General features: G+C 60.3%; 18 protein-coding genes and 1 other RNA gene. 7 read left to right on the forward strand and 12 right to left on the reverse strand.

What is annotated here, in order from left to right; translation table 11 throughout:
* Nucleotides 1-2 precede the first annotated feature (2 nt).
* Both OEG81_RS11140 and OEG81_RS11145 read left to right on the forward strand, forming a co-directional pair.
* A complete protein-coding gene (locus OEG81_RS11140) occupies nucleotides 3-518 on the forward strand; it encodes an Ohr family peroxiredoxin (protein WP_264129310.1) in 516 nt (171 codons plus the stop codon).
* Nucleotides 519-556: 38 nt separating this feature from the next.
* On the forward strand, nucleotides 557-1,309 hold the full coding sequence (locus OEG81_RS11145) for an SDR family NAD(P)-dependent oxidoreductase (RefSeq protein WP_264129311.1): 753 nt from the start codon (nucleotides 557-559) through the stop codon (nucleotides 1,307-1,309).
* A 28-nt stretch (nucleotides 1,310-1,337) separates the two neighbouring features.
* Here the strand turns inward: OEG81_RS11145 and OEG81_RS11150 are convergent, their stop codons facing one another.
* The 5 genes from OEG81_RS11150 to ssrA all read right to left on the reverse strand — a co-directional run bounded on the left by OEG81_RS11150 (nucleotide 1,338) and on the right by ssrA (nucleotide 5,264).
* Nucleotides 1,338-2,186: a sigma-70 family RNA polymerase sigma factor gene (locus OEG81_RS11150; protein ID WP_264129313.1), complete on the reverse strand. Its 849-nt coding sequence runs from the start codon at nucleotides 2,184-2,186 to the stop codon at nucleotides 1,338-1,340.
* A gap of 75 nt (nucleotides 2,187-2,261) precedes the next feature.
* Entirely contained in the window at nucleotides 2,262-3,113 is an 852-nt protein-coding gene (locus OEG81_RS11155) for an alpha/beta fold hydrolase (protein ID WP_412034141.1), read from the reverse strand.
* Nucleotides 3,114-3,338: 225 nt separating this feature from the next.
* Nucleotides 3,339-3,929, reverse strand: coding sequence for a TetR/AcrR family transcriptional regulator (locus OEG81_RS11160; protein WP_264129315.1), 591 nt, complete (start codon nucleotides 3,927-3,929; stop codon nucleotides 3,339-3,341).
* A 198-nt stretch (nucleotides 3,930-4,127) separates the two neighbouring features.
* Nucleotides 4,128-4,556 (reverse strand): DUF4148 domain-containing protein, encoded by a 429-nt coding sequence (locus OEG81_RS11165; protein WP_264129316.1) that lies wholly within the window; start codon nucleotides 4,554-4,556, stop codon nucleotides 4,128-4,130.
* Between the two features lie 342 nt (nucleotides 4,557-4,898).
* Nucleotides 4,899-5,264, reverse strand: a transfer-messenger RNA (tmRNA) gene (gene ssrA / locus OEG81_RS11170).
* 210 nt (nucleotides 5,265-5,474) lie between these two features.
* Between ssrA and sstT the strand changes: the two genes are divergently transcribed.
* Nucleotides 5,475-6,716 (forward strand): serine/threonine transporter SstT, encoded by a 1,242-nt coding sequence (sstT, locus tag OEG81_RS11175; RefSeq protein WP_264129317.1) that lies wholly within the window; start codon nucleotides 5,475-5,477, stop codon nucleotides 6,714-6,716.
* Nucleotides 6,717-6,812: 96 nt separating this feature from the next.
* Here the strand turns inward: sstT and OEG81_RS11180 are convergent, their stop codons facing one another.
* From OEG81_RS11180 to nirK, 5 genes are all read right to left on the reverse strand, one after another.
* Nucleotides 6,813-7,796: a D-2-hydroxyacid dehydrogenase family protein gene (locus OEG81_RS11180; protein ID WP_264129318.1), complete on the reverse strand. Its 984-nt coding sequence runs from the start codon at nucleotides 7,794-7,796 to the stop codon at nucleotides 6,813-6,815.
* Nucleotides 7,797-7,803: 7 nt separating this feature from the next.
* Nucleotides 7,804-9,174: an MmgE/PrpD family protein gene (locus OEG81_RS11185; protein WP_264129319.1), complete on the reverse strand. Its 1,371-nt coding sequence runs from the start codon at nucleotides 9,172-9,174 to the stop codon at nucleotides 7,804-7,806.
* Nucleotides 9,175-9,209: 35 nt separating this feature from the next.
* Entirely contained in the window at nucleotides 9,210-10,184 is a 975-nt protein-coding gene (locus OEG81_RS11190; RefSeq protein WP_264129320.1) for a Bug family tripartite tricarboxylate transporter substrate binding protein, read from the reverse strand.
* Between the two features lie 53 nt (nucleotides 10,185-10,237).
* Nucleotides 10,238-10,939: a GntR family transcriptional regulator gene (locus OEG81_RS11195; protein WP_264129321.1), complete on the reverse strand. Its 702-nt coding sequence runs from the start codon at nucleotides 10,937-10,939 to the stop codon at nucleotides 10,238-10,240.
* Between the two features lie 136 nt (nucleotides 10,940-11,075).
* A complete protein-coding gene (gene nirK, locus OEG81_RS11200; RefSeq protein WP_264129322.1) occupies nucleotides 11,076-12,464 on the reverse strand; it encodes a copper-containing nitrite reductase in 1,389 nt (462 codons plus the stop codon).
* A 181-nt stretch (nucleotides 12,465-12,645) separates the two neighbouring features.
* On the opposite strand from nirK, the gene OEG81_RS11205 reads away from it, so the two are divergent.
* Nucleotides 12,646-14,703 carry an OPT family oligopeptide transporter gene (locus tag OEG81_RS11205; protein ID WP_264129323.1) on the forward strand — a complete coding sequence of 686 codons (2,058 nt, stop codon included), beginning with the start codon at nucleotides 12,646-12,648 and terminating at the stop codon, nucleotides 14,701-14,703.
* Nucleotides 14,704-14,752: 49 nt separating this feature from the next.
* Entirely contained in the window at nucleotides 14,753-16,327 is a 1,575-nt protein-coding gene (locus OEG81_RS11210) for a glycosyltransferase family 39 protein (protein WP_264129324.1), read from the forward strand.
* Nucleotides 16,328-16,350: 23 nt separating this feature from the next.
* Here the strand turns inward: OEG81_RS11210 and OEG81_RS11215 are convergent, their stop codons facing one another.
* Nucleotides 16,351-17,265, reverse strand: a complete 915-nt coding sequence (locus tag OEG81_RS11215; protein ID WP_264129325.1) for a LysR substrate-binding domain-containing protein — start codon at nucleotides 17,263-17,265, stop codon at nucleotides 16,351-16,353.
* 129 nt (nucleotides 17,266-17,394) lie between these two features.
* On the opposite strand from OEG81_RS11215, the gene OEG81_RS11220 reads away from it, so the two are divergent.
* Both OEG81_RS11220 and dbpA read left to right on the forward strand, forming a co-directional pair.
* Nucleotides 17,395-18,042 (forward strand): FMN-dependent NADH-azoreductase, encoded by a 648-nt coding sequence (locus OEG81_RS11220; protein WP_264129326.1) that lies wholly within the window; start codon nucleotides 17,395-17,397, stop codon nucleotides 18,040-18,042.
* A gap of 81 nt (nucleotides 18,043-18,123) precedes the next feature.
* Nucleotides 18,124-19,512 carry an ATP-dependent RNA helicase DbpA gene (gene dbpA, locus OEG81_RS11225; protein WP_264129327.1) on the forward strand — a complete coding sequence of 463 codons (1,389 nt, stop codon included), beginning with the start codon at nucleotides 18,124-18,126 and terminating at the stop codon, nucleotides 19,510-19,512.
* Between the two features lie 39 nt (nucleotides 19,513-19,551).
* Here dbpA and ribA read toward each other — a convergent pair whose 3' ends face one another.
* On the reverse strand, nucleotides 19,552-20,226 hold the full coding sequence (ribA, locus tag OEG81_RS11230; RefSeq protein WP_264129328.1) for a GTP cyclohydrolase II: 675 nt from the start codon (nucleotides 20,224-20,226) through the stop codon (nucleotides 19,552-19,554).
* Nucleotides 20,227-20,610: the final 384 nt, after the last annotated feature.

A 20,610-nucleotide genomic window follows, 5' to 3' on the forward strand; every position in this document is an offset into this window, starting at 1 on the left:
TTATGGCCACATTAAAAGCACCACCCTTATCCTTATTAGAAAAATACCGTGGACGTGATACCAAAACGCTTTACTCCACCACCGTCACAGTGACAGGCGGCGATGCCAGTCATGGACGCGCATCTGGCGTTGCACGCTCTGATGACGGCAATCTGGACGTCCACCTGCGCCTACCAGAGGCGCTGGGCGGACCCGGGGGTGGCTCCAACCCGGAGCAGTTGTTTGCCGCCGGTTATGCCGCCTGTTTCCATGGCGCTCTAAGCTTGCTAGCTGCGCGCGACGGAATCCCCATACCCGATTGTTCAGTGGAGGTTCAGGTTGACTTCAGCCGTGACCCTATGGATGGCTTGTTTGTCCTGACCGCCTACACACGGATTCGTTTACCTGGTGTAGACCAAGCCATCGCCGAAGAGCTGGTTCGCAATACCGAACGCTTTTGTCCATATACCAAGATGGCACGGCAAGGCATCACGAATATTGTGGCGCTCGTGTCAACGGACAAGACCGGCGAACGTTAGCACTAGAGGTTCCCCGCTTTTTACTCTTGAATAACACAATGACCAAACTCAATACTCAAGTTGTGCTGGTGACTGGCGGTGGCGCCGGCATTGGCCTTTCTGCAGCCTCAAAGTTTGCCAAAAGCGGCGCTCGCGTAGTCATCACCGGCCGCAGGCAGGAAGCACTGGAGCAAGCCGTACGCACCGACTCATGCATTGATTACATCGTGGCCGACGCAGGCAACCCCTCCGACGCCGCGCGAACTATCGAAGAACTCATACATCGACACGGACGTCTCGATGTGCTGATCAACAATGCCGGGGCCGGTGCCATCCTGCCCCTGTCGCAGGCCAGCTTTGCGCAAATCAACGAAATATTCTCTGTCAACGTCTTTGGCCCGTCATTGTTGACTACAGCGGCCCTGCCTTATCTGAAGCGATCCGGCGGCAGCATCATCAATGTGACGAGCACCTTTGGACACAAGGCCGCAGAGGCTCTCTCACACTATGCAGCCAGCAAAGCGGCGCTTGAGCATATGACCAGATGTTGGGCGCTCGAACTTGCTCGCGATGGCATACGCGTAAATGCCGTGGCTGCAGGCCCTACGGAAAGCAATTTCCTGTCGGAGAGAATGAAGTTATCGGCTGAGCAGATAGAAAGCGTTAAAGCGAGCGAGCGTGCTCGTATTCCGCTGGGTCGACGCGGAATACCTGACGATGTGGCCAACTGGATCGTTGCTCTCGCATCTCCCGATGCCGCATGGATCACTGGCCAGGTGTTTACCGTCGATGGCGGGCTCAGTGTGACCTGATAAACCCCTGATGCTCGGCAAAATGCAGTCAAGCGGAGGGCGAGCGAGTGATTGAATGCGATGCCTCTTGTACGCTTACGCTTCCAAAAGGGTGTCGACCCTCTTTAGTCGAGTGCAGTCGGCGGTTGCTCCATAGCCCTGGCGCCCTATGAGATAACACATGCACAGGTGATTGCGTATCCTGTTCTCGAGATTGGATCATCTGTGCATTATCACTACTCAGCAGCCGAGCATCTTCTACCAGCAATGCACTGATGCCTGCAAAGTCAGCCCGTTCAAGAACCTGGACCAAGATCTTAAGCAGACGATGATGTACTTCCCGAGAAACGGAAATATGTCGCCGTTTTTTTCGCAGCTGGAGTTTTGCTCGTCTAACGAGTTGGCGGCAGGCTTCCTGTGTCCTATGTAATATTTGAGCTATCTGATCGTAGTCAATATCAAACACTTCGTGCATCAGGAAGGCCGCACGTGTCTCCGGTGTAAGCTGTTCAAGCAGTACTAAGTATGCCATCGACACATCGTCAGCTCGCTCATTGATATCTTGGGGTGTTGTAGGGGATTCCGTCATCTGAAACTCCTGCAACCATAGTTCTGAACAGTGTTCACGATGGGTTTTGATAACGCGTAGCCTGTCAACGGACAATCTTGTCGTGACTGAAACAAGCCATGCTTCCTCATTCTCGATCTCTTGCCCGATTGCTGCATTCCACCGCAACCAAGTATCTTGAACTATATCTTCAGCCTCGGCGACCGAACCCAAGATACGGTAGGCGATTTTTTCCAGCCGCCGCCGAAGTCGAATAAAAGTGCATTCGGCGTCTCCCCTACCTTGCTGACTTTGCTGGGTAGCAACTGACGACAATGATTCGTGCTTCATAGCATTCCCTCTGGCATGTGCCTTTGCTTACGGACTGCTTTGGCAGACTGCCGCACGATGTGCGGCAGCTTTATCTCAACTGCGGATAAAGGAAAGTAGGTCAGCATTGAATCTGTCTCGATGCGTCTCAGGCAAACCGTGTGGAGCGTTTGGGTAGACGATCAGTTTCGACTTTTTGATGAGCTTTGCTGAGGCACGGCCAGCTGCTTCGATGGGCACAATTTGATCATCGTCCCCATGGACGATAAGCGTAGGCACATCGATCTTTTTCAGGTCTTCAGTGAAATCTGTTTCTGAAAAGGCCTTAATCGATTCGTAGGTGTTATGGTGCCCACCCTGCATACCTTCGCGCCACCATTCGTCGATTAATCCCTGTGATGACTTTGCACCAGGACGATTAAAACCATAGAATGGGCCAGCAGGAAGATCTTTGTAAAACTGTGATCGGTTTGCTAGCTGCGCAGCCCGGATTTCGTCGAATACTTCGACCGGCAATCCTTTGGGGTTTCTCTCCGTCTTGAGCATGAGTGGTGTTACGGCTGAAACCAAAACGACTTTGGCAACACGCCGGGTACCGTGACGGCCAATATACCGGGCAACTTCTCCGCCACCCGTCGAGAAGCCGACGAGCACCGCGTCCTTAAGTTTCAAGGTTTCTATAACCGTTGCAAGATCATCTGCATAATGGTCCATGTCGTTACCCAGCCATGTCTGGCTGGATCGCCCATGACCGCGCCGATCATGGGCGATGGTGCGAAATCCCTGTGAGGCGAGGAACAGCATTTGAGCTGCCCAGCTATCTGAACTGAGGGGCCACCCATGGCATAGTATGACGGTGGGTCCAGACCCCCAATCCTTGTAGTAAATCTGTGTGCCGTCCGGCGTGGTGATTATGTTGGAGGATGTCAGGGGCGATGCAGCTTTCATGACGGTTGCTGGCGTGCCGCCGGCAACAGCACGATTGGCAACGCCTGAGGTCAATAGAGCACCGGCTGCAGAAGCGCTGCTAAGAAGCAGACTCCGGCGATTGGAGATAAAAGCGTCAGTAGGTGACATGATGATATTCCTTTGCAAGTTAAACATCAGAGGACAAAGCACTTATTAATAGATGACCAGTCATATATTAATAAGGTAAAAAAAGAGTTGAGGTGGTTACTTCAAAATATGCGGTAATGTGATGTCAATGAAACGTTGAAATGCGTTGCCGTTGCGTTCTATCTTGGAACGTAATGTGGCTCCCTCGAAACTATCTATCATGATAGCCGCCAGCTGATGTGCATCTCGCCGTTTGCTGGAGCCAGCATTGCTGGATGCTTCTTTTATACACGCCGCTATCGCGGCTTCCCACTTACCGAGAATATGGGTCAAAGTCGAGCGTACTCCATCACTGTTGTTGGCTAGTTCGAGAGACAGGTTCCCTATAAGACATCCGATAGTGAAGTTGTTCGCGGCATGTTCGTCCACAAGCAGACTAAAGAAGCGCTTGATTCGAATTAAGGGCTCTATGCTTGCGTCATACAATACAGGCACCAAGCGGTTCTCAATGTCGGTCCAATATTCTTGCAATATGGCAGACGCAAATGATTCCTTACTATCAAAATAGCTATAGAAGGATCCCTTGGGGATTTTCGCAACAGCCGCTATGTCTTGAACGCCAGAGGCATGGAACCCAACTTCATGAACCAGGCGTCCACCGTCTGTTAGCAAGCGCTGAAGAATTTCGGGATTGGGGCGTCTTGGCATATAGTGCTTCCTCAGTTAGTTGGCTTGAATATAAATGACCAGTCGTTTATTGTCAATGCTTTTTTCATCGACAAGATCCTGCAGCACTTAATCATCGGTCGGATCTTCGCCAAGCGGCTACGCTGGCCCAGACGTTTTGTGTCATGAGCCGAGCGGTCGCAGGTATGTGAGCTGTCATTTATCGAACTCATCAAGGCTTTATGCTTCGATATGAGCATAAAGCCAGCCTTTGCTTATCGCTTCGGCCAGTTCGGCTTTGACTTGCTCGCGGGTCTTACTTGCGAACCCATCCTGAAGAGGATAGTTATAAGGAAACTGTTCGTTCAGTTTCAGGCCGCTTTCGCCAAAACTTATGTTGCCTGTGCGCATCGCTTCAGCCAGTTCAGCATTGACTTGCTGACGGCTCTTCGTTGCGACCAATTGTTGTGCGGGATAGCGTTGAGGAAATTGCTCATTCAGCTTTAGGCCGCTTTCATCCGGACTGATGTTTCCTGTACGAATGGCTTCAGCGAGCTCCGCTTTGACCTGCTCCCGCGTAACAGGAGCGTTGATGCCGGCGGCCATGGCTTGGCCTGCAAGTAGAGAGGTAAAAACGAGCGCAATAGCGTAGGTGTGAGTACGTGTCATGATAAATCCATTAAGTAAATTGATTGGCTTGAATGACCCCGGAACATATTTCAAGGGGCCTCGGCAAGGAGCTACCTTTACCTCGCCGATGTAGTCACTTTAAAAGCGACAACCAACTGAATAAATGGCTTGAAAGGACATGTACCTTCCACTCTAATGAAACAATGGAAAGAGCCGAACGGTGTGATTAACCGAGTCTAATGAATGTGCTGGTCCCCGGTTAATGGGGAAGAGCCATGGGGAAGAGCCGGTAGAGCCGGTAGAGCCGGTAGAGCTGGAAGAGCCTGCCCACGTTGGGGCACACAAGAAAAACGCCAAGTATGCAAATACTTGGCGTTGAATTGGTGGAGTCGGGGGGAATTGAACCCCCGTCCGCAAGCCCTCTGCAGGCAGTTCTACATGTTTATTCGGTTCACTTTAAGTTTTAACCTTGGAGCGTGCCAGCCGACAGGCCCTTCCTTGGCGATTCACATTAATTTAAGACCATGCCGAGTGACCCGGCAAGGCCCGATTCTTTGTAGATGACGCTGCTGTAGGTTTGACCCTACCTAACCCAAAGACAAATTAGTGCAGCGGCTTACCGCATTAAGCGGCTAAAGCGAAACGCTCGTCGTTGGCGTTTGTAGTGTTCCAGTGGATTTACGAGCTTACTGGTGCTCGACATGCCCTGCTCTGTTTCGCGACCCACGTCGAAGCCGGATCGACCCCAGAAAAGGAATTATAGCTTATTCCTGAGTTTTTAGACAGTATTTCAAGATGGTAAAATCGTCAGCTGCCTATTTTCAGGCTTCAGATACCCATAAAAAGATGCATCGCGACCGGGACGACAAGGGCGTGACAATGCGCGGCCCGTAGCGGGCGCCAGCGGTGGAGCGAGTTTGCCTACACAAGCCGACAGGCTTGGCTTTGGAGTCCGTCATGCCCCGTGCCGCAGTCAAGAACCCGCTATTGCAATTCGTCAGCAATGGCAGCCTGGTAGTCCAGATAGTGATAGGCCTGCTCGCAGGCATCGTGCTTGGGCTCGTGTCCCCCGCCGCAGCCGGCTGGGTCGATATTGTCGGCGATTTGTTCGTGAATGCCCTGAAGTCGGTGGCGCCCATCCTGGTGTTCGTGCTGGTGGCCGCATCCATCGCCAATCACAAGAAGGGCCAGCAGACCCGGATGGGGACCATTCTGGTCCTGTACCTGATCGGCACTTTCGCCGCGGCCCTGGTGGCCGTGGTGGCCAGCTTCATGTTTCCCCTGACCATCCAGCTGAAAACGGACGCCCAGACCCTCAGCGCGCCGGGCGACATCGTCCAGGTGCTGTCCAATCTGCTCATGAGCGTGGTGGACAACCCCATCACCGCGCTGGCCAATGCCAATTACATCGGCATTCTCGCCTGGGCCATCGCCATGGGGCTGGCCATGCGCCATGCCCACGGCGCAACCAAGAACGTGATCGCCGACCTGTCGCTGGCGCTGTCCTTTATCGTCAAGGCCGTCATACGCCTGGCGCCCATCGGCATCTTCGGCCTGGTCGCCTCGACCATGGCCGAGGCGGGGCTTGACGCACTGCTGGGCTACGCCCGCCTGCTGACGGTGCTGATCGGCTGCATGCTGTTCGTTGCGCTGGCGGTGAATCCGCTCATCGTTTTTGCCAGGATCCGCCGCAATCCCTATCCACTGGTCTTCACCTGTCTGCGGGAAAGCGGCATTACGGCTTTCTTCACGCGCAGTTCCGCCGCCAACATTCCAGTCAACCTGGCGTTGTGCAAGCGCCTGGGCCTGCCCGAAGATACCTATTCGGTGTCCATACCCCTGGGCGCCACCATCAACATGGCGGGCGCAGCCGTGACGATTACCGTGCTGACCCTGGCGGCCGTGAACACGCTGGGCATCCCGGTGGACTTGCCGACGGCGCTGCTGCTGAGCGTCGTCGCCGCCATATGCGCCTGCGGCGCTTCGGGCGTGGCGGGCGGCTCCCTGCTGCTCATCCCGCTGGCCTGCAGCCTGTTCGGCATTTCCAATGATCTGGCCATGCAGGTGGTCGGCGTGGGCTTCATCATCGGCGTGCTGCAGGACTCCACGGAAACCGCCCTGAATTCATCCACCGACGTGCTGTTCACCGCCGCCGGCACCTATTCGCAGATCGCCGACGAAGCGGCCGCCGAAGCCTGATCCCGTCGCCGCAAGCCTGAAAAAGAAAGCCTGGATCGCATCATGCGATCCAGGCTTTTCTGTTCCGGCAAGGCGCTCTGTCGGGCGCGAGGACAGTCAGCCGGCCTGCGCCTCGCGAATGACGGCGCCGTCCTCCAGCCAGGCCAGCAGGTTTTCGCGCAGTCCCTGCGCGAACTTGCGGTATACCGGCTCGCTCACGAAGCCGTAGTGCGGCGTCAGCAGTACATTGGGCAGCTTGAGCAGGCTGTGGTTCGGGTCCAGCGGTTCGGCGTCGTACACATCCAGCGCGGCGAAACCCGGCCGGCCTTCCTTTAAGGCTTCAACCAGGGCGCCGGTGTCGATCAGATCGGCACGGGATGTGTTGACCAGCAGGCTTCCCGGCTGCATCAGGCGGAGGCGGTCCCGATCGAGCAGGCGGCGCGTCTCTCCCGACGGAACCAGGTGCAGGCTGACGACCGCCGAGGTGGACAAGAGCTCGCTGAGCTCGACCGACTGCGCGCCGTGCTCCTGCGCCCGCTCTTGCGTCATGTGCGGGCTCCAGGTCACGACATTCATGCCCAGCGCCTTGCCGACCGCGGCAACACGCTGGCCTATCTGGCCCAGGCCAACCAGGCCCAGCCGCTGGCCTTCCAGCACGCTGGGCAGCGGCGCACCGTCCGAACCCTTGCGCCACTCCGGACTCGAGGACGACAGCGCAATGCCGGCCAGCTGCTTGGACGCGGCCAATATCAGCGACCAGGTCATCTCGCAGGTGCTGGCCTTGGAAGGCCCCCAGTCGGTATGGCTGACGCGGATGCCGGCCTCGCGGGCGGCATCCAGGTCCAGCTTCTTGTTGCGCGTGCCGGTGAAGGAGATATGACGCAAACCGGGCAATTGCTCGATGAGGGCGCGATCGAACGGCGTGCGGTCGCGCATCAGCACCACGCATTCCGCCGGCCGCAACGCTTCCAGCAATGCGGCCCCGGACAGCGGCTGCTTGTGGATGACGACCGTGGCCCGCTGTTCGATGGCGGACCAGTCGACCAGCCGGCGCAGGCCGTCTTCCCAATCATCCAGCACGACGATCAATGGCTTGCTCATCAATGCCTCATTTCCTTGAAAGGCGGGCCACCTGGCTGACGTCCGGCGCATCGGCCAGCTTCCAGCACTCGGCGATCAACTGCGAGGTTTGCTCGCTGCCCAGCAGGGCGTCCGTCATGCCATGGAACTTGTTTTCAAGGTCGCCGTCCGTCATGGGGCGCTGCAAGGAACCGATGGCATGCTCGACATAGACATGCACCGTGCTGCCATCGGTCAGCGTGGCCACCGCATCCACGCTGGCCTCGTCCATGCCGCTGTCGACAATGGCATTGACTTTGCGGCGCACGTCGACCATGTCGGCGCGGTTCACGATGTCGTCGGCATACTCGTCTTCCGAGGCACGGCCGAAAATAAGGCCGGCCGCGCAGCCATGATAGACGCTGAACTTGCCCTGCAAACCATCGGTGGGTTCCTTCTTGCCGGTCAGCTCAAGGACCAGCGGATGCACCTTCAGGTCGATGCGTGCCAGATTATCCGCGGTCACGCCTTTTTCGCGCAGCTGCACGCAGGCGTCGATGCTGGGATGGATGACGATGCCGCAGGCAAAGGGCTTGTAGGAGTTGAAGGAGATTTCAAAGCGCTCGCCCAACTGCTCGGTGATCTCGTTCCAGTCGTACTTGACCGAAACGACCTGGGCAAAGCCGCGGGGCGCCTCGATGGCACGGCTGCTGGAGGTGAACCCCGACTTGGCCAGCAGGGCCGACATCAGGCCCGCCTGGGCGGCCGCGCCCGGGTGGAAAGGCTTGGTCATGGTGCCGAACTGCTCCCGCAGGCCGATGGGCTGCGATGCGGCAATGCCCAGGGCCATGATGGTTTGCTCCACGTTCATGCCCAGCAGGCGCGCGCAGGCGGCGGCGGCGCCGAGCACGCCAGTCGTGCCGGTGATGTGCCAGCCGCGGTCGTAGTGATCGGGATAGATCATGTTGCCCGCGCGGCACGACACGTCGATGCCGATGACCAGGGCATCGATCAGCTGACGGCCGCTCGCGCCGGTATGCTCGGCCAGGGCCAGCAAGGCGGAACATACCGGCCCGGCCGGGTGAATGATGGTCTTCAGGTGCGTGTCGTCGAAATCGAAGGTGTGCGATGTAATGCCATTGATAAGCGCCGCGCTTCCAATATCGACCTTCTCGCTGCGGCCCAGTATGGTGGCCTGCGCCGAGGGCTGCAGCACACTGACGGCATCCAGCGCCGCCTGGGCCGCCTCGTGGCCCGATGCGCCCACGGCGCAACCCAGCCAGTTCATGAAGGTGCGATGCGCCTCGTGTTCGACCTCGTCGCTCCAGCCGCGTGAGGGATGGTTGACGACATACTCCGCCAGAATGCGGGTGATGGGCGGTGCATTGCGGTCGGCATCGACCTGTGTATTACGAGCCATGGAATTTCACTTCACTTAAAAAGACAATTAAACAATCAAGCAGTCAAACTGATATTCTGCTCTTTGGCAAGTTTGGCCCAGCGCTCGTAATCGAGCCGCGCATAATCGGCGAACTCCTGCGGCGACATGGGCATGGGATCGATAGCCTCGATTTCAAGCTGCTTGGCCAGTTCGGGCTGTACCAGCACCTTGTTGAGGCTGTCGTTCAAGGTCTTGACCACGTCCGCATCCATGCCGGCGGGGCCGGACACACCATACCACTGCAGGACATCGTCGAATCCGCCTACGCCCAGTTCCTCGAAAGTGGGCACATCGGGGAAGCGGGGGTTGCGCGCCTTGCCGGTGACGGCAATCGCCCTGACCGTGCCGTTCTTCAAATGCGGCACGGCGGCGGCCAGCCCGGGGAACATGGCCTGAGTCTGGCCGGCGACCAGATCGGTGAACGCGGGAGACACGCCCTTGTAGGCGACGTGCAGCATCTTCGAATCCAGACGCTGCTTCAGCAATTCCATCAGCAGGTGGGTCAACGATCCCGCACCAGCTGATCCGTAATTGATGGTGCCGCCCTGTTCCTTGGCATAGGCCGCGAACTCCTTGAAGTCCTTGACCGGCACCTTGGCGTTGACGACGAGCACATTGGGCGTGCCGCCTATCATGCCCACGGGTGTGAAGCTCTTGATGGGGTCGTAGGGCACCTTGCGCGTGGCCGGGCTGGTCGCCAGAGTGGCCACGTAACCCTGCATCAGCGTATAGCCGTTGGGCGCCGAGCGCTCGGTCTTCTGGCAGGCGATGATGCCGCCCGCGCCGCCCTGGTTTTCCACCACGAAGGTCTGGCCCAGCTCTTTACCCCAGGCAGCGGTCACCGCCCTTCCGACGAAATCGCTGCCGCCGCCCGGCGAAACGGGCACGATGTAGGTGATGGCGCGCGACGGATAGGCGGCCTGCCCAAATGAAAGGGAAGGCAGGCTCATGGCGGCCGCGCCGGTGATTAGAAATGAACGACGGTTCATGGATTGTCTCCTCGTGTGTGACGGAATGAAATTCTGTTTGCCGCTGCGCGGGCTTACTCCAGGCCGTGCAGCCGGTCATGCGCATTGATCACGTGGTGATCCAGCAATTCGGCGCAGTAGTTGGCATGGGCAAGCGTCTTGGAATCGTGCAGCGCCCTGACGATCTGCTTGTGCTCGGCATTGGAACGCTGCCGATACGCCGCCGTGGACAGGTTCTTCAAGCGCGACAGGTGCAGCTTCTGTATGACTTCGCGGTAAGCCTTGGCTATTTCCTTGTTGCCGGCATACTCGATGAACAGCCAATGGAAATGCAGGTTTTCACGATAATAGGCCTGAGAGTTCTCGGCCTCGTTCGCCTCGTCCATGGCCGCGGTGCTGGCTTCCAGGGCTTCGATCAATTTGTGGCGGCTTTCGGACGGCAGCTGCGATGCAACACGCCCCGCGTGGCTGTCCAGCAGCGCCCGGAAATCATAGAGGTCGCGCACTTCGGTGTCGCTCAGCTCGCGCACATACACGCCTGAGTGCTTGCGCGAAACGACAAGGCCGGAGCTTTCCAGTTCGCGCAGCGCTTCACGCACCGGAACGCGCGACACCTTCAACTGGTCGACCAGTTCGGATTCCCTCAAGGCCTGGCCCGGCACGAATACGCCCGCCAGTATCTGGCTGAGCAGTTGATCGCGCACCAGCTTGCCCAGCGATGTGTTCTTTATTTCGGCGAAATCGCCTTCGCCGACTTCATTGAAAAGCCATTCCATGAATGCCTCCTGCGAGTTTCGTAGAATTGTATACGATTATACAAATCACGCCAATACAAAAACGGCGGGCTGGAGAGCCCGCCGCATTCAAGCCGCGTTCGCCGTGCGCCGGCGCAAGCCGGCGGCGGCTGGAGGCTTAGTGGCCGGATGAATGATCTATTTTCTCGGTGGAATGGAAGATGCTGTGGTCTTCCTTTCCGGTCACCGTCAGGATGCCCGACAAGCCTTTCTCGACCCTCGACAAGGCATGGTCGACCAGGATGTAGTTGCCCGGAACGTCGACCTTGAACTCGACCATAGTCGCGCCGCCCGGGGGCACCAGTGTGGTCTGCACATCGGTCAGCGGCGGGCTGGTGAACGATGCCTGGTTGTACACCTTGTCGAACACTTCGCCGATGACGTGGAAGCTGGACGTCAGGTTGGGCCCGCCCACGCCGAAGAAGATGCGCACGGTTTCGCCGACCTTGGCTTGCAGCTTGTACTTGTCGGTCAGGGCGTTCATGGTGCCATTGAACATCAGGTGCTCGGGGTTTTCATCCAGCAGCTTCTCCAGCGAAAATTCCTGCAGGCCCTGGGCGCCGTGCTTCTGGGCGGTATAGAGCTCGCCCTGCATCACGTAGAACTCGCGGTCGACCTTGGACAGGCCGCCTTCCGGCTCGACCAGGATCATGCCGTACATGCCGTTGGTGATGTGCTGGGCCACCATGGGCGTCGCGCAGTGATACACATAAAGGCCGGGGTGCAGCGCCTTGAAGGTGAAGCTCTTGGTCTGGCCCGGGGCAACCTGCGTGACCGCCGCGCCGCCGCCGGGGCCCGTCACCGCGTGGAAGTCCACCGAATGGATGTGCGATGCGTCCTTGGCGTTGGACAGATTCACTTTCACCGTATCGCCGACCCGCACGCGAATGAAGGGGCCGGGCACTTTATCGTTGAACGTCCAGTATTTGTAGGTGCTGCCGCTGGCAAGCTGGCCGACGACTTCGGTGGTCTCCAGATCGACCGTAAGCGTTTGCGGGCCGCGTTTGCCCACCGGCTTGCCGACCGCGGTGGGATCCTGGGCGATATCCAGCGCCTCGCTTTCGGCCGCCTTCTGCGGTTCGCCCACGATCAGCTTGCCGAACATGCCGGCCGCCTTGTGGCCCGGCAAGGTGCACAGGTATTCGAAGGTGCCGTCCTTGTTGGCGCGGAATACGATGGCGGTGGCGGCGCCTTTGCCGGTGATGTGATCCGATTTCGCGGCGAACTCGGGCACCGCGATGTCGTGGATGGCGCCATCGCCGTTGATGACGTTGATCTGCACCACCGCATCCGAGGGCACCTGCAGATCCGGGTTGACCTTGCCCGCAATGGCCCCGGCATCGCCCACGAACACCAGCTTGCCATCGGCGATGTTGGTGCGCAGCGTAAAGGTGATGTCGGGCGTATAGGTGACGCTGCCGTGCCCGGGAGCCTCGTGGGCCGCCAATGACGGCGCCCCGAAGCCCAGCGAAAAGGCCAGTGCGAAAAACATTAACAAGGCTCTCATTGATACTCCCCATTTTCTTGAGCGGGGCGCCCCTGCGGCCCGCTACGTGCCTGAACGCATGTGAAGCACGCGTCCCTGTTCAAAAACTTTGCCGCTTGCGCGACGACTACGCTTACAATTTGCCCTGATTCAAGCATACCGTCTTTGACTCATATCAAATGTAGCCGTTTTCGCGCTGTTTATGACCTCTCGCCACCCGCCCATGTCGTTTTCCGATGCATCCCTGAAAGAGCTTACCCTGCGCGGCGTCGTGCTGGGGGCCATCATCACCCTGATCTTCACCGCCTCGAATGTATACCTGGGCTTGAAGGTAGGCCTGACATTCGCCTCGTCCATCCCGGCGGCGGTGATCTCCATGGCCCTGCTGCGCGCCTTTGCCGATTCCAACATCCTGGAAAACAACATCGTCCAGACCCAGGCCTCGGCCGCGGGCACCTTGTCGTCCATCATCTTCGTGCTGCCGGCGCTGCTGATGCTGGGTTACTGGCAAGGCTTTCCCATGTTGCAGACCGCCCTGATCTGCGCTTGCGGCGGAATACTCGGTGTCGTGTTCACCGTGCCGCTGCGCCATGCGCTGGTGGTGAAAAGCGATCTGCCCTATCCCGAAGGCGTCGCCGCCGCCGAGATCCTGCGCGCGGGGAACCCGCAAGACGATGAGTCCGCCGACGACACGCAGCGCGCGGGCGGCCACGGCCTGCGGCATATTCTCGCGGGCGCCGCCATTGCGGGCGGCTTCAGCTTGCTGACCAACGGCTTCAAGCTTGCCGCCGACAGCGCCAGCTACTGGTTTACCGCCGGACGCGCCATCTTCCAGATTCCCATGGGGTTCTCCTTCGCCCTGGTCGGCGCGGGCTACCTGGTGGGCATCGTGGGCGGCCTGGCCATGCTGTTCGGCGTCTTCCTGTCTTGGGGCGTGGCCGTGCCCTGGCTGACCGCCGCCGCTCCCATGCCCGATGGCGCCTCCATCGCCTCGTACGCCACCGACGTGTGGGTTTCCAAGGTAAGACTGATCGGCGCCGGCATGATCGCCATCGCCGCCCTGTGGACGCTGATCACGCTGGTCAAGCCCATGTACGAAGGAATGAAGATATCGCTTTCAGTGCTTAGAGGCGGTTCCGGCGCCGCGTCCAGCCTTGCGCGCACCGACACCGACTTATCGCCCAAGTCCCTGCTGCGCATCACCTTGCTGATGCTCGTGCTGCTGGCCGCCACTTTCCATTCCTTCATAGCGGATGCCGGCCTGCCGGCCGCAATGGCCTGGACGCTGGTGCTGGCGGGCACCGTGCTGGCCTTTCTGTTCGGCTTCCTGGTGGCCGCGGCCTGCGGCTACATGGCCGGCCTGGTGGGCTCCTCGGCCAGCCCCATCTCAGGCATCGCCATTATTTCCATTCTGGCGGTCTCGCTGATCTTCATCGGCATCGGCCAATCGCAAGGCCTGCTGGACGATCCGGGCCAGGTCGAGTTCTTCACCGCGCTGGCGATTTTCTGCACTTCGGTCGTCATCGCCGTGGCGGCCATTTCCAATGACAATCTGCAAGACCTGAAAACCGGCTGGCTGGTGCATGCCACACCCTGGAAGCAGCAGGCCGCGCTGATCATCGGCTGCGTGGTCGGCGCCGTGGCGATTCCGCCGGTGCTGGAACTGCTGTACAACGCCTACGGATTCCTGGGCGCCCTGCCGCGCGCCGACATGGATGCTTCGCAAGCCCTGGCGGCACCCCAGGCCACGCTGATGATCACCATCGCCACCGGCCTGTTCGCGCATACGCTGGACTGGACCTACATTCTTATCGGCATCGGCTCGGGCATCGCCGTCATCATCGTCGATATCGTCCTGGGACGCTGCACACGGCGCTGCCGCCTGCCCTCGCTTGCGGTGGCCATGGGCCTGTACCTTCCGCCCTCCATTGTCGTCGCCCTGTTCGTGGGCGCCCTGATTTCATGGTATGTGAAGCGCCGCATCGCCGCCCAGGCCATCGCAGCCAACATGGACCCCGCTCCCAGGCAGGAAGAGGCCGAGCGCAAGGGCACGCTGTTCGCATCGGGCCTTATCGTGGGCGAGAGCCTGGTCGGCGTTGCGCTGGCCATGATCATCGTGGTTTCAGTGGGCTCGGGCGGGAGCGATGCACCGCTTGCATTGGCGGGGGCCGATTTCGCGGATGCGGCCAGGCTGATCGGATTGGCGGGCTTTATCGGCATGTGCGTGCTGTTTGCCCGGCGGGCGATCAAGCGCGATTGATCGAAACAGCAGCCCCGACCGCTTCATAAAAAAGGAACACCACACTGACATGAGCACCAGCACCATCGGGCCCGTAAACGAAGCCGCAAGCGCCGGAGCAGCGCGCGCACTGAATCTGCAGGTATTTCTCTTTCTGCTGGGCATGGTTGCGCTCTGGACGGTATTTTGCGGCGTCAGCCACCGCGCACCCGACCTGGACGGCATGGAGGAGCTGGTCTGGGCCTCCAGCCTGGAACTGGGCTACTACAAGCATCCGCCTGTGCCCTCGTGGTTCATGCATGTGCTTACCCAGGTGTTCGGCCGGCCGGTGTGGCTGACATTTTTCGCGGGCCAGCTGTTTTCGGCGCTGGCCCTGTGGTTCATATGGAGGCTGGGGTGTGAATTCACCACGCCGCGCAAGGCGCTCATGGCCATGCTGATCGTATCGACCAGCATCTACTTTTCCTTGCGCGGAACCATCTACAACCACAACACCGTGCAGCTCTGGTCCATCGCCGCGGCCACCTGGCTGTTCTATCGCGCCCTGCGCCATCAACGCGCAAGCAGCTGGCTGTGGCTGGGCGCGGTCAGCGCCATTGCCACCATGACCAAGTACAGCGCCGTCATACAGTTCACCGCCTTCCTGTGCTTCATGCTGCGGCAAGGCAGTTTCAAGGACGCGCGCAACCTGAAGGGGCTGGCCCTAGCGCTCGCCGCCTACCTGGTCGTGATCTCCCCTCACGTCTACTGGCTGGCCATCCATTCGTTCCAGCCTTTGCGCTACGCCGACAGTTCGCTGGATGCCAGCGGCTATCTGGACGCCTTCAAGCACATCGTGGACTTCACCCTCGACCAGTTGGCCCGCCTCAGCCCCATGCTGGCGGTATGGCTGGCCTGGGCCTGGTGGAACCGCAGAAAAGCCCGGCGCACCGTCTACGCGGTGGATGCGCATCTGGAGCGGAAAAAATACTATGCCTCGGAGTTGTCCGCCTGGGATCGATCCTTCCTGCTGTGGGTGGGCCTGACACCCTTCGTCTCCACCGTGCTGGTTTCCGCCTTGCTGGGCACGCGCCTGGTGGCTTCCTGGGGCACCACCTTCTTCATCCTCTTCGGCTTCTATGCACTGTGGCGGCTCTCCGGCGACGAGCGCCATACCCTGCGCCGGATCGCCATCGCGGCCATCGCAATACATGTGCTGATGGCGGCCGGCTATGCCATCGGACGCGGGCCGCTGGCCTGGTACACAGGGCGCGACACGCGTTCGATGTTTCCGGGGTCCATCATTTCACAGCAGATGGACGCCGTCTGGCGCCAGCACGTAAGCCAGGTCCCCTTGACCCTGATCGCCTCCGACACCTGGCTGGGCGGCAACATCGCCATCCATCTCGGACCCGAGGCCCAGGTATTCATCAACGGCCGCTACGAAGAGTCCCCCTGGCTGGATCGCGCCACCGCGCTCGATTGCGGAGCCCTGCTGGTCTATAGCCGGCGCACCCGGGGCGAGCCCGATGCGCAATTGCAGCGGCTGTTCGAACAGGCGCGCTGGCAAGGCACGGCCAGCACGCCCTGGTCATCGGAAAAAAGCCCCTTGATCGACCTGAACTGGGGAATCATCCCGCCCACCGGGAAGTGCGTCCGCCCATAGGCCGATGCGGGCACCGGACGGGATCAGGCCCGATGCCCCGACGCCTCGGGCACCAGGAGCTCGCCCAGGAAATCCAGGAAGGAGCGCACCGCCGGCGCCAGGCCCCTGCGCGAGGCGAAAACGGCATGGATGATGCCCGGTTGGGGCGCCCAGCCCGGCAATACCGGAACCAGCCTGCCATCGGCGATTTCGTCGCGGCACATATAGTCGGGCAGCACGCCCAGGCCCATGCCGCCTTCGATGGCGAACTTCAGCGTCAGCAGATCGTCGGCCACGAAGCGCGGCTTATGCGTCACGGTGTACTGGGCTCCATTGGGTCCGAACAGCTTCCAGAAAGCACGGCCATCGCTGACCGACATGGCCACGGAATCCAGCAGTGTCAGGTCGCTGGGAAGCTGGGGGGCTCCCTGCCGCTCCAGTTGCGCGGGGCTGGCCACCAGCACGCCCAGCGACTGGCCCAGCTGCTTGACCACCAGGCTGCCGCTGTCGGCCAGCGACCCGCGCACGCGCAAGGCCACATCGACGCCTTCTTCGACCAGATCGACCACCCGGTTGCTGGCCTGCATATGAAGCTGCACCTGAGGATGGCGCGCCTGGTAGGCGGGAAGCATGGGGCCGATCACTGTCTGGATCAACGTAACGGGGCAGACCACCCGTATGATGCCGCGCGGCTCGGTCTGGATCTGCGCCACCGCGGCGGCGGCGGCCTCGGCCTCTTCGCGCAACGCGACGCAATGCCGGTAATACAGCTCGCCGGCCATCGTCAGCGACAGTTTGCGCGTCGTGCGCTGCAGCAGCCGCACGCCAAGCTCTTCCTCGAGCCGGGCGACCCGGCGCGACAGGCGCGACTTGGGCAGCCCCAGCGCGCGGCCTGCGGCGGCAAAACTGCCTTGGCTGACGACTTCCGCGAAGTAAAGCATATCGTTCAAGTCCTGCATGCCGCCCCTCTTTCCATATTGGCCATATAAATAGGACAATCTATCGCACTATAGGTAACTTATCAATAATAAAGCACCAATGCATAATGGCTCCAACATCAGATTCCACTTAAAACACCGGAGCTCATCATGAAACTGCTGCATGTCGATTCCAGCATCAACGGCGCCAATTCCGTCTCGCGCAAACTGACCAAAGACACCGTCGCCCAATGGCTGAACGACACTCCCGACACCCAGGTCGATTACCTGGATCTGGCCGAGGACACGCCCACCCACTTTTCCCGCGATGCCATGGGCTTCCGCCTGCCTCCTTCGAGCGAAACGCTGACCGAAGCCCAGCGCAAGGAAAACGAGCTGTCCGAAACGCTGGTTTCCCAGTTCCTGGCCGCGGACGTCATCGTCGTCGGCGCGCCGCTGTACAACTTTTCGATTCCCTCGCAGCTCAAGGCATGGATCGATCGCCTGGCCCAGGCGGGGCGAACCTTCAAGTACACCGAAAACGGTGTGGTCGGCCTGGCCGCCGGGAAAACCGTCATCGCGGCACTGAGCCGTGGCGGGGTCTACTCCAACAGCGAAGCGGGACGCGCCATGGAGCACCAGGAAACCTACTTGAAGACGGTATTCGGCTTCTTCGGCATCACCGACGTGCGGATCGTGCGCGCCGAAGGCACCGACCTGGGCGCCAACAGCCGCCAGCGCGCCTTCCAGACAGCCGATGAATGCATCAAGGTCCTGGCCTCCCAGTCGTTCAATCCCGAAACGGCCCAGGCCGCCTGACAGGCGCTACAATCGGGCCTGCTCCGTCCGACCCCGCACCATCCTGGAGCGGGGCCGGACATTCGCCATGCCGGGCCTCTTGTGACCTCTCTTTCTTTCTCCACGCTGCCGCTCTCGCGCGCTACCCTCGACAATCTCGACACCCTGGGCTACCAGGCCATGACACCCGTGCAGGCCCAGGCCTTGCCCCAGGTTCTGGAGGGCCGCGACCTGATCGTGCAGGCCAAGACCGGCAGCGGCAAGACCGCGGCCTTCGGACTGGGCATCGTCCATCGCCTGGATCCGGCTCTTTTTGCCATTCAGGCATTGGTGCTGTGCCCCACGCGGGAATTGGCCGAGCAGGTAGCCCAGGAGCTGCGCCGGCTTGCCCGCGCACTGGGCAACATTAAGATCGTCACGCTGTGCGGCGGATCGCCCATCCGGCCCCAGGCCGAATCGCTGAAGTTCGGCGCGCATATCGCGGTCGGCACACCCGGCAGGCTGATGGACCACATCGAACGCAAGACCGTGGACCTCAGCGCCGTCCATACCCTGGTGCTGGATGAAGCCGACCGGATGCTGGACATGGGCTTCTACGACGACGTGGCAAAAATCGTCAAGGCCTGCCCGGCCAAGCGGCAGACGCTGCTGTTTTCCGCCACCTATGCGGACGACATCCGCAAAGCCAGCGCCCGCTTCCTGAGCAAACCCGCCGAAATCAAGATGGAGTCGGTGCATGACGCCAGCCGTATCGAACAGCGCTTCTACGAAATCGACGCGGACCGCCGCCACGCGCTGGTGGCCCAGTTGCTGGAACACTTCCGTCCCGAATCGACCCTGGCCTTCTGCAACACCAAGGCGCAATGCCGTGAGCTGTCGGAATACCTCGAGGCACGCGGATTCAGCGCCCTTGCGCTTCACGGCGACCTGGAGCAGCGCGACCGTGAAGACGTGCTGGTGCAGTTCGCCAATCGCAGTTGCTCTGTGCTGGTCGCCACCGACGTGGCGGCGCGCGGCCTGGATATCGATGGCCTGGACGCGGTGATCAATGTGGAGATCACCCCCGACCCGGAGGTGCATATCCACCGCATCGGACGCACTGGACGCGGCGAAGAGAAGGGGCTTGCGGTCAGCCTGTGCGCCCCGCATGAAATACGCTGGGCCAATCAGATCGAACAGTACCAGGGCCAGGCCATCGTATGGGCCAATCCCAAGGCGCTCAAGCCCGCCCCGGGCGGCCGTTTGCGCGCCCCCATGGTCACGCTATGCATACAAGGCGGGAAAAAAGACAAGCTGCGCCCGGGCGACATACTGGGCGCGTTGACCAAGGATGCCGGCTTCGCCGGGAACCAGATCGGCAAGATCAATATTTTCGAGTTCGTCAGCTTCGTGGCGCTGGAGCGCTCCATCGCCAAGCAAGCCTTTGCCCGCCTTAGCGCGGGCAACATCAAGGGCCGGCGCTTCAAGATGCGCTTCATGGCCGAGGTCTGATTTCCTAGGCACGGACGGTGGAAACCGCCCGGCAGCATGCTAGATGCGTTCTTTCAGCCAGTGGCCGAGCTTGGCCGCCTTGGTGCTCAGATAGTTTTCATTGAAGGGATTGCGATTGACCTGCAAGGGAACGCGCTCGGCCACCCGGATGCCCAGCTTCTCCATGGCGTTCACCTTGCGCGGATTGTTGGTCATCAGTTTGAGGGAGGCGATGCCGAACCGGTCCAGCATGGGCTTGCACAAATCATAGCGGCGCATGTCGGCGGGAAAGCCCAGCTGTTCGTTCGCCTCGACCGTGTCAGCGCCTTCGTCCTGCAGCTTATAGGCCCGTATCTTGTTCACCAGCCCTATGCCGCGCCCTTCCTGGCGCAGGTACAGCAAGGCGCCGCGCCCCTCGGCCGCGATGGCCTGCATGGCGGTCTGCAGCTGCGCGCCGCAATCGCAGCGCTGGCTGAACAGGCCGTCGCCCGTCAGGCATTCGGAATGGACGCGCGCCAGCACCGGCGCGCCGTCGGCCACATCGCCCAGTGTCAGCATGATGTGTTCTTTGGCGGTCGCCGGATCGACGAATACATGTATGGAAAACGTTGCCCACGGCGTGGGAAGCTTGCTGGACGTTATGTAGTCGAGCTGGTAGCCGCCCGTATGAACGGGGTGCGCGCCGGCGGGATCGATTTCGGAAACGTCGGATTCAGCGCCATGGTCGGGCTGCATAAAATAACCTCTAGACATGAAAGTACCGGAGGTTGACAGCGTTCCTTCCTCCGTCCGCGGGCGATGATGCGCGCCGCGCGTAGTATCGATATGATACCTCTGCGCGAAGCCCGGCAGTAGCCGGACTGCATGGCATTCAGTGTTGCAATAGGCGAAGCAATCGCCGGTCGGGATATGCCCCTGCGCTGCGCTGGCTGTCCACCTCGCGGCCTGCATGCCGCTCGGATTCGCCAGGCACAGGAGAGTCCATCGGGACTCTCCTGTGTCCGGGCTCATCCCCAAAGGGGGCTTTCTTGCCTTGGGGCGGCCCGGCGGCAGGAAATGCCCCCACGCTGCACGGGCTCTCGCCCGCTGGCTGCCCCCCCAGGGGGCTTTCTTGCCTTG

It is taken from the genome of Pollutimonas sp. M17, assembly GCF_025836975.1.
Taxonomy (GTDB): Bacteria; Pseudomonadota; Gammaproteobacteria; order Burkholderiales; family Burkholderiaceae_B.

Bases quoted from the DNA above. Each gene is read 5' to 3' on its own strand.
- OEG81_RS11190 (WP_264129320.1), bottom strand. From the start codon at position 10,184: ATGAACCGTCGTTCATTTCTAATCACCGGCGCGGCCGCCATGAGCCTG.
- OEG81_RS11140 (WP_264129310.1), top strand. From the start codon at position 3: ATGGCCACATTAAAAGCACCACCCTTATCCTTATTAGAAAAATACCGT.
- OEG81_RS11220 (WP_264129326.1), top strand. From the start codon at position 17,395: ATGAAACTGCTGCATGTCGATTCCAGCATCAACGGCGCCAATTCCGTC.
- OEG81_RS11145 (WP_264129311.1), top strand. From the start codon at position 557: ATGACCAAACTCAATACTCAAGTTGTGCTGGTGACTGGCGGTGGCGCC.
- OEG81_RS11195 (WP_264129321.1), bottom strand. From the start codon at position 10,939: ATGGAATGGCTTTTCAATGAAGTCGGCGAAGGCGATTTCGCCGAAATA.
- OEG81_RS11160 (WP_264129315.1), bottom strand. From the start codon at position 3,929: ATGCCAAGACGCCCCAATCCCGAAATTCTTCAGCGCTTGCTAACAGAC.
- nirK (WP_264129322.1), bottom strand. From the start codon at position 12,464: ATGAGAGCCTTGTTAATGTTTTTCGCACTGGCCTTTTCGCTGGGCTTC.
- sstT (WP_264129317.1), top strand. From the start codon at position 5,475: ATGCCCCGTGCCGCAGTCAAGAACCCGCTATTGCAATTCGTCAGCAAT.
- OEG81_RS11165 (WP_264129316.1), bottom strand. From the start codon at position 4,556: ATGACACGTACTCACACCTACGCTATTGCGCTCGTTTTTACCTCTCTA.
- OEG81_RS11205 (WP_264129323.1), top strand. From the start codon at position 12,646: ATGACCTCTCGCCACCCGCCCATGTCGTTTTCCGATGCATCCCTGAAA.
- OEG81_RS11155 (WP_412034141.1), bottom strand. From the start codon at position 3,113: ATGAAAGCTGCATCGCCCCTGACATCCTCCAACATAATCACCACGCCG.
- OEG81_RS11150 (WP_264129313.1), bottom strand. From the start codon at position 2,186: ATGAAGCACGAATCATTGTCGTCAGTTGCTACCCAGCAAAGTCAGCAA.
- OEG81_RS11185 (WP_264129319.1), bottom strand. From the start codon at position 9,174: ATGGCTCGTAATACACAGGTCGATGCCGACCGCAATGCACCGCCCATC.
- ribA (WP_264129328.1), bottom strand. From the start codon at position 20,226: ATGCAGCCCGACCATGGCGCTGAATCCGACGTTTCCGAAATCGATCCC.
- OEG81_RS11180 (WP_264129318.1), bottom strand. From the start codon at position 7,796: ATGAGCAAGCCATTGATCGTCGTGCTGGATGATTGGGAAGACGGCCTG.
- OEG81_RS11210 (WP_264129324.1), top strand. From the start codon at position 14,753: ATGAGCACCAGCACCATCGGGCCCGTAAACGAAGCCGCAAGCGCCGGA.
- OEG81_RS11215 (WP_264129325.1), bottom strand. From the start codon at position 17,265: ATGCAGGACTTGAACGATATGCTTTACTTCGCGGAAGTCGTCAGCCAA.